We start from the raw sequence: 12,349 nt of genomic DNA, 5'->3' as shown, positions 1-12,349 counted from the left end.
ACACCGGTTTGCGCTAACGCGTCAAAACAAGAATCTAGAGCTTCGGCCGCCGGTGTACCGTCGTCCCTGCGAAAGCAGGGACCCATAACTACCAATGGTCATTGTTGAGCGATGCCGGAACGACGAGTCCTGGTCACAACACCCGCCGCGGCGTATGGGTCCCTGCTTTCGCAGGGACCGGCGGAGGGAATCTTCTCCCCACCAACGCCCGTCATCGCCCCGCAACGCAGTTTCGCGCGCCCGATCTACGTCCGGAATTGGCGCCGATAGAGTCCGGACTCGCGGGCCATCCTGTTGGTCAGTTCCTGCGCGCGCGATGTTTCATCCGGCGTCATCGCCGCGGTCTGCGCGACCCAGTTCTCGCGCTTGACCGGGAAGCATTGCGCAACCGGCGTGCCCTTGGGCAACACGCCGTTGAAACTGGTGTCGTGCCAGCGTGCCGGGAAATGAACCCAGCTGTCGTGAAACAGATCGCAATCGACCATGCCGGTCAGCGTGGTGAACGGCAGGTCGAACCGGTTGACCGGATGCGTGAAGAACAGCGAATAGCCCGGCGGCGCCTCGATGGTCCACAGATTGATGAACTTGATGACGAAGCGGTCGGGCTCGAACAGCGGCGAGCCGACCACCTGGCTTTCGTCGTGGAATCCGACCGGCGAGCGCGGGAATTCGAGCGCGCCGCCGGCCGGAAGGTCGTTGTCCCAGGTGATCGCGCCATTCTCGACCTTGAGATCGCAGACCAGCGGCAACAGGAAACCCGATGTCATCGCATCGACGAATGGCGGGCAGCGCTTGACGGTATCCTCTTCGCGATTGCTCATCGTATTGAAGGCCTGCGTCGGCATCGCCTTGAGCCATCCGGGAAGACCCAATGATGCAGGCACCGGCGGCGGAATCTTGCCCTCGAGCTCCGCCGGGCAGCGGAATTTGATGGTGATCGCTTCGTTGTTGTTGGACACGGCTTTGGCCCTTGGTTCGTTCAGTGTCGGCGGCGCCCTCGCGCCAGTCGATGCTCGTCTAGCACGCGACGACGGGGCGGAGAAAGCAGCCGCATCGGTCGCAAAGCGAGCCACGATATCGAGCTATAAGTTGTTGTTATCATGACGGATAAGGCAAAGCCCTTAATCTCCCGGTTCGGCGCGCGCCGATGCCGCTTTTCCGCGTCTTGCCGCTCACCGGTGTGCAAGACTCTGCCGATAGGCATTGGCTTTCGACGCCCGCCCGGCGCATCATCGCCGGCGTCGCTGACGACAAGATCTGCGAGAGGTAACGGAGGTACCGATGGCCGAATCGAAGGTTGAGACCGCCAACACTGCAGCTGCCGCGTCCGCCTCCGGCGAGAGCGGCGGCCCCAGCCACCTCGCGGTCGCGACCGTCCGCACCGTGCCGATCGAGCAGGCGCAGTCCCGCACCGAGCACGATCTGCTCGGCGAGGACGACGTGCCGGCCAATGCGCTGTGGGGCATTCACACCAAGCGCGCGGTGATGAACTTTCCGATCACCGGCGTGCCGGTCGGGCACTTCCCGGAATTCGTCCGCGCGCTGGCGCTGGTGAAGCAGGCCGCCGCGCGCGCCAACAAGCGGCTCGGCTATCTTGCACCCGAGAAGGCGGATGCGATCGAAGCGGCTTGCACCCAGATTGCGACCGAAAAGGTCTATGCCGAATCCTTCATCGTCGACGCGATCCAGGGCGGTGCCGGCACCTCGACCAACATGAACGCCAATGAGGTGATCGCCAACGTCGCGCTGCGGCTGATGGGGCGCAAGCCCGGCGATTATCACGCGCTGCATCCGAACGACGACGTCAACATGGCGCAGTCGACCAACGACGCCTATCCGACCGCGCTGCGGCTCGCGGTGATCTTCGCCACCCAGCCGCTGGTGCGCGCGCTGGACGATCTCGCCTACTCCCTCAAGGGCAAGGCGGTGGAGTTCGCCGACGTGTTGAAGATGGGGCGGACCCAGCTTCAGGATGCGGTGCCGATGACGCTCGGCCAGGAATTCGACGCCTTCCACGTGACCGTGAAGGAGGACGTCGCGCGCCTGAACGAGATTTCCGCGCTGTTCCGCGAGGTCAATCTCGGCGCCACCGCGATTGGTACCGGCATCAATGCCGATCCGCGCTATGCGGCGCTCGCGGTCGAGGAGCTGTCGCGGCTGTCCGGCCAGCCGATGGTGCTGGCATCTAACCTGATCGAGGCGACGTCCGATCTCGGCGCCTTCGTGCTGTTCTCCGGCGTGCTCAAGCGCGTCGCGGTCAAGCTGTCCAAGATCTGCAACGACCTGCGGCTGTTGTCGTCGGGGCCGCGCACCGGCATCGGCGAAATCCGCCTGCCCGCCGTGCAGGCCGGCTCGTCGATCATGCCGGGCAAGGTCAATCCTGTCATTCCCGAGGTGGTCAATCAGGTGGCCTTCCTGGTGATCGGGCACGACCTCACGGTGACGATGTGCGCCGAGGGTGGCCAATTGCAGCTTAACGCGTTCGAGCCGACCATCGGCTATTGTGTCTTGAGCTCGCTGCGCATGCTGACGGCGGCGGTCGATACGCTGACCAAGCGTTGCGTCGACGGCATCGAGGCCGATCGCGAGCGCTGCCGCAGCCTGGTGCAGGGCTCGATCGGCCTGATCACGGCGCTGGCGCCGTCGCTCGGCTACGAGGCTTCATCGCGCGTGGCGCGCCGTGCGCTCAAGGAGAACCGCTCGGTCGCCGACATCGTGCTGGAGGAAAAGCTGCTGACCGAAGCGCAGCTCAACCAGTTGCTTGAACTCGAAGCAATGACCCGCCCGGCGCGCCGGCAGCCGGTGCCGAAGAGTTGAGGGACAGCCGCTGTTGGCGAGGACATCAGCCGACACGGAGGATGTGCAGGATTCTTTCTGCAAACTCAGTTCACCTCTCCCGCTTGCGGGGGCGAGACGAGCGAAGCTCGCTCTTAGGTCGCATCGCATCGCAAGATGCGACGCGGGTGGGCACTCTTTCCGCTATGTGACTCGCGGAGATACCCTCACCCCAATCCTCCCCCGCAAGCGCAGGGCTATCGCATTTCGTGGCGGTGCCCTCGTGGCCATCCTTCGAGACGCCCGCCTTCGGCGGGCTCCTCAGGATGAGGTCTTGTTTTGCGGCACAATAGTAGACCCTCATGGTGAGGAGCGCCGCTTGCGGCGCGTCTCGAACCACGAGGCCAAGCACTTGCGCGGTCGCCAAGGGGCATATGCGATAGCCCTGCCCGCAAGCGGGAGAGGGGGCGCAGTCTCTTCGGGGCCTACAACGTCTTGATGAACTCGATCAGGGCGCGGCGCTCGTCTTCCTTCAGCTCCGGCCCGATCACGCCGGTGCGCTTCTCGTTGGAGAATTCGTGTCCGGAATTGCCGTTGCCGCGCTTGGTGGTGTCGAGCATGAAGGCGTTCTTGATCTTGTCCTTCCAGACATAGCCGAGATCCTTGGGATCGTACTCCCGGCTGCCGAGATAGAAGGTTGCGGGACGATCCTTCACCGGCGACAGCAGTGCGTAGATGGTCGGGACCGAGCCGTTGTGCAGATAGGGCGGGGTCGCCCAGATGCCGTTGAGCGGCCGGACCTTGTAGGCGAGCGGCGCCTGGATCTCGTTCGGCCGGTAGCCGTTGATGCGCTTGCGGTCTTCCGGCGGGGTCTTGTTCTGGTCGTACCAATAATCGACGGTCTTCTCGACGAGGTCGCCGAGCGCCGGACCGAAACTGCCGTCCTTGATGTTGAGATTGGCCGGCGTCTCGACGGTGCGGTGCGCGAGGCCCTCGGCTTGCGCGCTGTCGGTGCCGATATGGCTGATCGGAATCATCTCGACATCGAGCAGTGGCTGGCCGGCCTCGTTCTTGATCCAGCGCTTCTTGTCCTTGAACAGCGCAAAGGCTTCGCTCGCGGGCAGCGCCTTGCTGTCGATTGCCGGGCCGTGGCAGCCTTGGCAATGCGTCTTGTAGAGCTCGCCGCCCTTCTTCGCGAGATCCATGTTGATCGGAGGCAGGATGTTCTCCGGCCATTTCGGCGACGCCAGTCCGCCAAAGCCCTTGTCCTCGCTGGGCGGTTCGCCGGCGATCATCCGCTCCATCTCGTGCAGCACGTCGATCCGCGCGCTCGACTTGTAAATTCCCTTGGATTCGTCGAGCAGATTGAGCTCGGCGCTGACGCCGAGCGCCTCGCCGGCGTTGCGCACCATCGGCTGCATGATCGAGCCGTCATATTGCACCCAGCTGAACCACGGTGCGTTCCAGATTCGCGGGAAATGCACCGGCGCCGAATGCGAGGCGTAATTGTTCGGGTTGTTCAGGTCGATCGAGAACACCTGGTTGCCGATCCGGTTCAGCGCGTCGAGCCGCGCATAGCCTTCCTCGACGCTGTTGGCGGCGACCTTGTTCTCGAGCGAATTGATGTTGGCGTATTGCTTCAGCACGAGGTCGAGCTGGCCGCGCAGCGCCATGCGTTCGTCGAGGCTGGCATCCTTGCCCAGGATCTCGTCGGCAAAGCGCGCGAAGCGCCCCGGCCAGAACCGCGTCAGCAGCAGCGAGACGCCGACGCTCTTCTGGAATTCGAACAGATTGGTGTTGGCCGGCCCGCCGTCGATCACGATCTCGGTGCCGCGATAGCTGAAGCTGCCGGTGTGGCAAGCGGCGCAGGTGAGGCCTACGCCGGTCATGTCGGCTTTGCTGTGCGGGTTGCGCCATGGCGCGCCGTTGGCATCGGCCATCGGGCCGCCCTGCGCGAAGCCGATCGGCAGCGCATCGGGTTTGCCTGGAATCACCGTGTCGGGAATGAAGCCGAAGCGTCCGAGATAATTGGTCTCGCTGAGTCGCGGCGCCGCGGTGAACAGCGGCCAGACCGTCGGCTGCTCCAGCGCCATGAACCATTCATGGGGAATGCCGAAGGTCCGCGTGCCCTGGTCGGCGTGGTAGAACCAGCGCAGCCGCTCCGCGCTGACATTCTGATCCAGCCACACGGTCTTTGCCGGCGGCTGGTAGTCGACGACCTTGACGCGGAAGCCGCTCGCGACCGTCTCGATATCGTCCTTGAAATAGAGGACGCCGGCGACAATCAACAGTCCGATGACGAATATCGTCTTGCGAGGCATGCCCCGTTCCCCCAATTCGCGGTACCCGCGCGTCATATGGACGAGATGTTAAAATTCGCCGAAAAACGAGTTCGCGTTAAGCGTGTGATGCGGTGTGCGCCATCCTACAGTGGCGGCGCTTGGTCTAACAACGGAAATGTTGATCCGCTGTGAGCCAGTTCACTTGCGGCGTGCCAGTTGCGGCGGCATTTGCGCGCATCGAGGCCTGCGACTAGAAGTAACGGAGCAACAATTCTTCGAGATGTCATCTTGAACGCGTCAGGCACACAACCGCTTTCGATCAGCGTCTCGGACGACAGCACAGTGTCCGCGCTGCTGCTGCGGCCGGCGCAGGCTCGTGGCGCCTATGTGTTTGCCCACGGCGCCGGCGCCGGCATGACGCATCCCTCGATGGCCGTGATCGCGGAGGGCCTGGCGGAGCGCGGCATCGCGACATTGCGCTATCAGTTTCCCTACATGGATAAGGGCAGCAAGCGGCCCGATCCGCCCGCCGTCGCGCAGGCGACGGTGCGTGCCGCGGTGGCGGAAGCTGTGCGTCATTGCGGCGAACTGCCGCTGTTCGCCGGCGGCAAGTCGTTCGGCGGACGCATGACCTCGCAGGCGCAGGCCAGGGCGCCGCTCGCCGGCGTGCGCGGGTTGGTGTTCCTCGGCTTTCCGCTGCATTCCGCCGGCAAGCCGTCGAGCGAGCGGGCCAAGCATCTCGCCGAGGTCAACGTCCCGATGCTGTTCCTGCAGGGCACGCGCGATGCGCTGGCCGAGCTCGATTTGCTCGAGCCCGTGGTGAAGGGGTTGGGCGCGCGCGCGACGCTGCATCTGGTGCAGGAGGCCGATCACTCCTTCCATGTCCTCAAGCGCTCCGGCCGCGACGACCACGAGGTGATGGCCGAGGTGCTCGATGCCTTCGCGGCCTGGGTCGCGAAGCACTCTTAGAATCTGTAGCCCGGATGAAGCGCAGCGAAATCCGGGGCAGGTCCTTCCACCTGTGACACCGTCCCGGATTGCGCTTCGCTCCATCCGGGCTACTAATCTCGGACCATGACAAAAATCCTGATCGTCAATCCCAACACCACCGCGTCGATGACCGCGACCATCGCGGCCGCGGCGCAAGCGGTGGCCGCACCTAGCACCGAGATCGTCGCCGTCACATCTGCGATGGGACCGGCCTCGATCGAAGGCTTCTATGACGAGGCCTTCGCCGTGCCCGGGCTGATCGAGGCGCTGCTGAAGACGCCCGATGCCGATGCCGGCATCATCGCCTGCTTCGACGATACCGGGTTAGACGCCGCGCGGTCGGCGGCGCGCTATCCGGTGGTCGGCATCTGCGAGGCGGCGCTCGTCACCGCCGGACAGATCGCCAAGCGCATCGGCATCGTCACCACGCTGCCGCGCTCGATCGTGCCGCTGGAGGAACTGGTGCGCCGCTACGGCTTTGCCGACCGCGCGGTGGTCACCGCCTGCGATGTCGCGGTGCTCGATCTCGAGAAGCCGGGCTCGGGCGCCAGACCGAGGCTGGAGGCGGAGATCGCCCGCGCGCTGGACAAGGGTGCGGACGCCATCGTGCTCGGCTGCGCCGGCATGGCCGATCTTGCCCATGAGCTGTCGGTGCAATTCGGCGCGCCTGTGGTCGACGGCGTGGCCGCCGCGGTGAAGCAGGCGGAAGCGCTTGCCGGCCTCAAGCTCACGACGTCACGTCGCGGTGCTTATGCGTCGCCCGCGGCCAAGGCCTATTCCGGCCTGCTGGAGAGATTTGCGCCGCCGTCAGCCTGACGTCGGCTACGGTCAGGCTGACGCCGCCCCGCCATAGATCCGGTCGCGCAGGCGGCGCATGCCGGACAGCCAGCGCTCGCGATTGGTGGCCTTGCGCTGCATGTATTCCTGAACCTGCGGATGCGACAGAATCAGGAAACGTTCCTCCGCCATCGCCTCGATCACCATCCGCGCCACCTCGCCCGGCTGCAGCACGCCGTCGACGCGCGCCGCACTCGGGCCCGGCGTGGTCATCCCCGTCTGCACCGATTGCGGACAGAGCACGGAGACGCGGATGCCGCGATCGCCATACTGGATGGCGAGATGCTCGGCGAGCGCGACCGCGGCGTTCTTGGTCACGCCGTACGGCATCGAGTTCAGCGAGGCCAACAGCCCCGCGGCGGATGCGGTGTTGATGAGATAGCCGGAGCCGCGCGCCAGCATGCCGGGCACCAGCGCGCGCGCCGCGAACACGTGGCTCATCACATGCACGCGCCAGCTCACATCCCAGTCGGCATCGGACGCGGTTTCTTGTCCCTTGCGCGACAGCCCGGCATTGGAGAAGAACACGTCGACCGGGCCATATTTGTCCTCGGCCGCGGCGATCAACGCCTTGATGTCCTCCTCGAGCCCGACATCGGCGGTGACCGCCAGACCGTCGATATCGCCGGCGACGCTGGCGAGCCTGTCGCGCGAGGTCTTGAGATCGGCGACCGCGACGCCGCGTGCACCGGCGTCCGCATAGGCCCGCGCCACCGCTTCGCCGATGCCGCTCGCGCCGCCGGTGACGACACAGACCTTGTCCTTGACTTGCATGGTTCGATGTCCCTGCTTGTTATCGTGGTGGGTCGGATTGTCAGCCCTGATACAGGCCCTTGTCACGCGCCTTCTGGATCGCGAGCGCGGCCATCAGGTCGAGCATCGGGGTCGAAATGTCGGCTGCACGGGCAAATGCGGCCGGTGCGCGCACCAGCACATCGATCTCCATGGCGCGCCCGAGCTCGTAATCCTGCAGGATCGATGGCTTGTGGTCCGGTGCCGGCCCGCTGCGGGTGACGCGCTTGACCGCGGGGATATAGCGTGTCGCCACCGCATTGGCTTCGTCGAGCAGGCGCGGCATCACGTCCTGCATGTCGGGATCGTCGCGGACGCCGCGCGCGGTCAGTCCGGTCAACAGGCAGAGCACCGACATCGACATGTTGGTCAATAGCTTCGACCAGATCGTCTCGCGGATCTCCTTGACCTCGGGCGATTCGATTGCGGCGTCGTTGAGCGCCGAGCGCAAGCGGGCGATGCGCTCGCTCTGCCGATCGTCGCATTCACCGATCAAGAGGCGGTTGCGGTCCGGCGACAGGTTCGCGACGACGCCCGGAGCGACCACCTCGTTGGAGGAAAAGATCACGCCGCCGATGATCCGCTCCTTCTGGACGACGCTGCGCAAATGCCCGCCGGGATCGAGGAAGCCGAGGTCGGGAATCGCGGGATGCTGCGGCGGCAGGCCGAGACCGTACCACCAGGGAATGCCGTTCTGCGCGAATACGATTGATGTGTCGCGCTGAAGCAGCGGCGGGAGCCCGGTTGCGAGCGCGCCGATGCCGGTCGCCTTCAGTGTGCTGATGACGACGTCTTGCGGCCCCAGATCGGCAGGATCGGCTGAGGCCTTCACCTTGGCGGTGACGCTGCTATCGCCGACCTTCAGCGTCAGTCCGCTGGCCCTGACCGCGTCGAGATGCGGCCCGCGCATCACGCACGCCACATCGTGACCGGCGCGCGCGAGCCGGACCGCGAAGTGGCTGCCGACGGCGCCCGCGCCGAAAATGCAAATACGCATGAGTGGAACAATTCTCCGCAACGTGCCCCGTCAGTTTCCACAAGCGCGGGGCATCGCGCAACCCGTCATGCGCGTGGCGCGGTCGCGCGCGCTCGAAAGTGATGGATCAAGGCATCTGCTCTCGCCATAGTGCAAGGCTGGTACAAGATAACAGCAATGCCGAACGAGGGAGCAACGTCATGTCGGCCAGCCCAGTCCTGTGGAGCCTCGATGCGCGCGGGGTCGCGACCGTCACGCTGAATCGCCCCGAGGTCAACAACGCCTATGACGGCGCGCTGATTGCGGGCGTGCTGGCCGCGATCGACGATCTCTCGACCAGGCCGGTGCGCGTCGTCGTGCTGAAGGGCAACGGCAAGCATTTCCAGGCCGGCGCCGACCTGAAATGGATCAACGGCGTCCGGCCGAAATCGTTCGAGGAGAACGAGGCGGCTTCGCGCGCCACCTTCGAGGCGGTGCAGCGCCTCAACACGCTGCCGGTCCCGACCGTGGCGCTGGTGCAGGGCGGCTGCTTCGGCGGCGGCACCGGCGTGATCTCGGCCTGCGATATCGTGATCGCGGCCGACAATGCGCTGTTCTCGATCACCGAGGTGCGCTGGGGCCTGACCGCGGCGATCATCATCCCGCAGCTCTGCGACGCGATCGGCGTCCGCCAGGTGCGCCGCTATGCGCTGACCGGCGAACGGTTCGGCGCCGAGGATGCCCGCCGCATCGGCCTCGTCCATGAGGTGGTGTCATCAGCCGATCTCGACAGCGCCGGCGCCAAGGTCGTCGAGCAACTGCTCGGCAATGCGCCGGATGCGATGGCCGAGACAAAGAAGCTTGCGATGGAGAGCTCCTTCGGCGGCATGGCGGTGGACGATGAGGCCTACAAGCGCCTCGTTCATCTGCATTCGGCCAAGCGGCAGACCGCGGAAGCTGCCGAAGGTCTAGCATCCTTCGCCGAAAAGCGCGCCGGCCGCTGGGGCGGCGGCGCGTAAGCTCAGCAGCCGCGGCAGATGCCGCGCATGCTGCGATAGACCTCTTCGTCGTCGCGGCGCATCTGCTGCAGCTGATCGAACGTCTTCGATTCGCTCGACCGTGTCACCGGCGGCTCGGGCTTGCGCTTCGCCGCAAGGTCCTGCTCTTGCCGATGATAGCAGGCCTCGCGCTCCGCCTTGGCCTCGATGAAGCGGCAGGTCTCGATCGCCGCCGCGGGCCCAGCGACGATGATGAGACCAAACGACATTGAGATCAGGAGTTTCAAGCGGGCGATCCTTTCGCGTCCTTGTCTCAGCTCGGCATGCCAACGGCAAGGCCGGCGTCCCGTCACAGCGGCTGCGACAGCGATTTTTTCAATGTCTTCAGCAGCGCCTGCACCGCGGCGGCATCGATGCGGCGCTCGGGAACGGCGGCCTTGACCCACAATTCGGGGATCGGAAAGTCGGTGAGCACCGGCTGCAAGGCGCCGTCGCGCAGCGCGTCCGCGACCAGATAGTGCGAGAGCAGCGCAAGGCCGTTGCCGGCGATCGCGCTTTGCGTCAGCACGCGGCCTTCGTTCGAAGAGAGAATCGGGCGGACCTGGATATTGATGCGGCCACGCGGTCCCTCGAACGGCCATTCCGGTCCGGTCGGCAGAAAACTGAGGCAGCGATGATCGACCAGGTCGCGCGGATGCTTCGGTATGCCGTGCTTCTTCAGATAGGCCGGCGAGGCGCATACGAGGCGCGGCAGCCGGCACAAAGGCTCGTCAACCACGCCGCCAAAGGAATGCGGGAAGGCGCCGATCGCGAGGTCGAAACCTTCGGTCACCGGATCGACCGGGCGGTCGATCATCACGATCTCGAACTTCACGCTTCCGTTCTGCTTCTGGAAGATCGTGAAGGCATCGGCGAGCCGCGCAACCGTCAGCGAGGTCGGCCCCTTGACCCGCAGATGATCGGAGAGGTCGCGCTGCTTCTCGCCCATCCGCGACAAGAGATCGCCGACATCGGCAACCACGCCACGGGCGCGATGCACATATTGCTGCCCGGCCTCGGTCAGCCGCAACTGGCGGGTCGAGCGGTGGAACAGCGCGGTGCCGATCCGCTCCTCGAGCTGGGTGACGCGCTTGGCGACGACGGATGTCGCGATATTGAGCTTGCGCGCCGCGGCGGAAAAGCCGCCGGCATCGGCGGTGGCGAGGAAGGCTTCGAGGTTGACCAGCGTATCCATCTGCCTTGCTCGAGCCTTTCTCGATTCGCGAAAGCTGATTACATAATTTGGTGGATTGTACTGCAATCTGCATCAATTCATAGTTGGCCCAATCAACTTTGTTGAGGGCGGAAATGATGCGAGCGAGCACGATCGAAGAACCTGCGCGGCAGGTCCCGGTCTATGGCGAATATGACGTGGTGGTGCTCGGCGGCGGTCCCGCCGGCATCGCGGCAGCGGTCGGCGCGGCACGTGCCGGACGGCGGACGCTCCTGATCGAGCGTTACGGATTTCTCGGCGGCATGGGCACCGCGGCCGGCGTGACCAACTTCTGCGGACTGCACGCCAACGTCTTCGGCGAGATGCACCGCGTGGTGCAGGGTATCGCCTCCGACCTGCTGGCGCGGATCGACCGGCTCGGCGGGCTGAACGCGCCGCATCTGATCCTCGGCAAGATACTCGCGCAGGCTTACGACACCGCGGCCTACAAGATCGCGGCCGACGATCTGCTGGCGCATCACAAGGTCGACATCCTGTTCCACGCGCTCGGCGCCGGCGTCGTCATGGATGGTTCGCACATCCGTGCGCTGATGGTGGAAACCAAGGCCGGCCGGCAGGCGGTGCGCGCCAGCATCTTCATCGATTGCTCCGGTGACGGCGATCTCGCGGTGTGGGCGGGGGCGCCCCATGAGGTCGGCGACAACCAGGGCGGCATGCTCTACCCCTCGATGATGTTCCGCCTCAACGGCATCGATCCGGCGAAGGCCGGCGATGCGTGGCGCACCATCCCGGAGCGGATGGCGCAGGCCGAGGCCGCCGGCACGCACAAATTTCCACGCAAGTCCGCGATCGTGCGGCCGCAGAAATCGCAGATCGAATGGCGGGTGAATTTCACCCAGGTGACGCGCAGCGACGGCGGCGCCATCTCCGGCATCGATCCCGATGACATGACGCGCGGCGAGATCGAGGGGCGCCGCCAGGCGGTCGAAGCGTTCAAGTTCCTGCGCACGGTGCCCGGCTTCGAGAATTCCTACATCGTCGATCTGCCGCCGCAGCTCGGCATCCGCGAGACGCGGCGTGTGATCGGCGGCTACATGCTGTCAGGCGAGGACGTGCTGGGCTGCGCCTCGTTCGAAGATTCGATCGGCGTCAATGGCTGGCCGAAGGAATCCCATGTGCCGGGCGATGTGATCTTCGAGTTTCCGCCGATCCCGGAGAGCCGCGGTTACAACGAGTTGCCGTACCGCATGCTGGTACCGGAGGGCGTCGACAATCTCCTGGTCGCCGGCCGCTGCGCGTCGATGACCCATGAAGGGCAATCGGCGGCGCGGGTCTCCGGTGCCTGCTTTGTGATGGGCGAGGCGGCGGGAACCGCTGCCGCACTCGCGCTGTCGGGAAATACGATTCCGCGCGACATTTCCGTCGAAAAGTTGCAACAACAGCTCAGCACGCAGGGCGCGTTCATCGGCCGCGATCAGGCCGTGCCTGAAGGATTATGAGTGGAGAC

Annotated in this window: 11 protein-coding genes; 5 read left to right on the top strand and 6 right to left on the bottom strand. The window is 65.2% G+C overall.

Translation table 11 applies throughout. The features are described from left to right. Positions 1-245 precede the first annotated feature (245 nt). Positions 246-959: a hypothetical protein gene (locus ACE10X_RS42235; RefSeq protein WP_028341840.1), complete on the bottom strand. Its 714-nt coding sequence runs from the start codon at positions 957-959 to the stop codon at positions 246-248. Positions 960-1,281: 322 nt separating this feature from the next. Here ACE10X_RS42235 and ACE10X_RS42230 point away from each other — a divergent pair, with 322 nt between their 5' ends. After that, the gene (locus ACE10X_RS42230) at positions 1,282-2,817 is read left to right on the top strand and encodes an aspartate ammonia-lyase (protein ID WP_304557344.1); all 1,536 of its coding nucleotides are present in this window, start codon (positions 1,282-1,284) and stop codon (positions 2,815-2,817) included. Between the two features lie 443 nt (positions 2,818-3,260). Here ACE10X_RS42230 and ACE10X_RS42225 read toward each other — a convergent pair whose 3' ends face one another. Continuing rightward, on the bottom strand, positions 3,261-5,096 hold the full coding sequence (locus ACE10X_RS42225) for a cytochrome c (protein WP_038384735.1): 1,836 nt from the start codon (positions 5,094-5,096) through the stop codon (positions 3,261-3,263). Positions 5,097-5,345: 249 nt separating this feature from the next. On the opposite strand from ACE10X_RS42225, the gene ACE10X_RS42220 reads away from it, so the two are divergent. Both ACE10X_RS42220 and ACE10X_RS42215 read left to right on the top strand, forming a co-directional pair. Continuing rightward, positions 5,346-6,026 carry an alpha/beta family hydrolase gene (locus ACE10X_RS42220; RefSeq protein WP_375763831.1) on the top strand — a complete coding sequence of 227 codons (681 nt, stop codon included), beginning with the start codon at positions 5,346-5,348 and terminating at the stop codon, positions 6,024-6,026. Positions 6,027-6,131: 105 nt separating this feature from the next. Continuing rightward, positions 6,132-6,863, top strand: a complete 732-nt coding sequence (locus ACE10X_RS42215; protein WP_038384737.1) for an aspartate/glutamate racemase family protein — start codon at positions 6,132-6,134, stop codon at positions 6,861-6,863. A gap of 12 nt (positions 6,864-6,875) precedes the next feature. Here ACE10X_RS42215 and ACE10X_RS42210 read toward each other — a convergent pair whose 3' ends face one another. Together ACE10X_RS42210 and ACE10X_RS42205 are read right to left on the bottom strand one after the other, a co-directional pair. Beyond that, a complete protein-coding gene (locus ACE10X_RS42210) occupies positions 6,876-7,658 on the bottom strand; it encodes an SDR family oxidoreductase (protein ID WP_038384738.1) in 783 nt (260 codons plus the stop codon). A gap of 40 nt (positions 7,659-7,698) precedes the next feature. Further along, on the bottom strand, positions 7,699-8,673 hold the full coding sequence (locus ACE10X_RS42205; RefSeq protein WP_304557343.1) for a ketopantoate reductase family protein: 975 nt from the start codon (positions 8,671-8,673) through the stop codon (positions 7,699-7,701). Positions 8,674-8,852: 179 nt separating this feature from the next. Between ACE10X_RS42205 and ACE10X_RS42200 the strand changes: the two genes are divergently transcribed. Continuing rightward, positions 8,853-9,650 (top strand): enoyl-CoA hydratase-related protein, encoded by a 798-nt coding sequence (locus ACE10X_RS42200; protein WP_375763830.1) that lies wholly within the window; start codon positions 8,853-8,855, stop codon positions 9,648-9,650. Between the two features lie 2 nt (positions 9,651-9,652). On the opposite strand, the gene ACE10X_RS42195 is transcribed toward ACE10X_RS42200, so the two are convergent. Next, complete coding sequence (locus ACE10X_RS42195; RefSeq protein WP_063709675.1) at positions 9,653-9,916, bottom strand: hypothetical protein; 264 nt, start codon at positions 9,914-9,916, stop codon at positions 9,653-9,655. 62 nt (positions 9,917-9,978) lie between these two features. Further along, positions 9,979-10,863, bottom strand: a complete 885-nt coding sequence (locus ACE10X_RS42190) for a LysR family transcriptional regulator (RefSeq protein ID WP_375763829.1) — start codon at positions 10,861-10,863, stop codon at positions 9,979-9,981. A 116-nt stretch (positions 10,864-10,979) separates the two neighbouring features. On the opposite strand from ACE10X_RS42190, the gene ACE10X_RS42185 reads away from it, so the two are divergent. Continuing rightward, on the top strand, positions 10,980-12,341 hold the full coding sequence (locus tag ACE10X_RS42185; protein ID WP_038384746.1) for an FAD-dependent oxidoreductase: 1,362 nt from the start codon (positions 10,980-10,982) through the stop codon (positions 12,339-12,341). Positions 12,342-12,349 lie beyond the last annotated feature (8 nt).

Source organism: Bradyrhizobium sp. Pha-3, from assembly GCF_042258325.1.
GTDB classification, from domain to species: domain Bacteria; phylum Pseudomonadota; class Alphaproteobacteria; order Rhizobiales; family Xanthobacteraceae; genus Bradyrhizobium; species Bradyrhizobium elkanii.
Note: the sequence above shows the minus strand (reverse complement) of the source record. Positions and strands in the feature narration are given on the sequence as shown.

What these genes read in the sequence shown, in the direction of transcription:
- ACE10X_RS42230 (WP_304557344.1), top strand. Translation starts at nt 1,282, where the DNA reads ATGGCCGAATCGAAGGTTGAGACCGCCAACACTGCAGCTGCCGCGTCC.
- ACE10X_RS42225 (WP_038384735.1), bottom strand. Translation starts at nt 5,096, where the DNA reads ATGCCTCGCAAGACGATATTCGTCATCGGACTGTTGATTGTCGCCGGC.
- ACE10X_RS42215 (WP_038384737.1), top strand. Translation starts at nt 6,132, where the DNA reads ATGACAAAAATCCTGATCGTCAATCCCAACACCACCGCGTCGATGACC.
- ACE10X_RS42210 (WP_038384738.1), bottom strand. Translation starts at nt 7,658, where the DNA reads ATGCAAGTCAAGGACAAGGTCTGTGTCGTCACCGGCGGCGCGAGCGGC.
- ACE10X_RS42205 (WP_304557343.1), bottom strand. Translation starts at nt 8,673, where the DNA reads ATGCGTATTTGCATTTTCGGCGCGGGCGCCGTCGGCAGCCACTTCGCG.
- ACE10X_RS42200 (WP_375763830.1), top strand. Translation starts at nt 8,853, where the DNA reads ATGTCGGCCAGCCCAGTCCTGTGGAGCCTCGATGCGCGCGGGGTCGCG.
- ACE10X_RS42190 (WP_375763829.1), bottom strand. Translation starts at nt 10,863, where the DNA reads ATGGATACGCTGGTCAACCTCGAAGCCTTCCTCGCCACCGCCGATGCC.
- ACE10X_RS42185 (WP_038384746.1), top strand. Translation starts at nt 10,980, where the DNA reads ATGCGAGCGAGCACGATCGAAGAACCTGCGCGGCAGGTCCCGGTCTAT.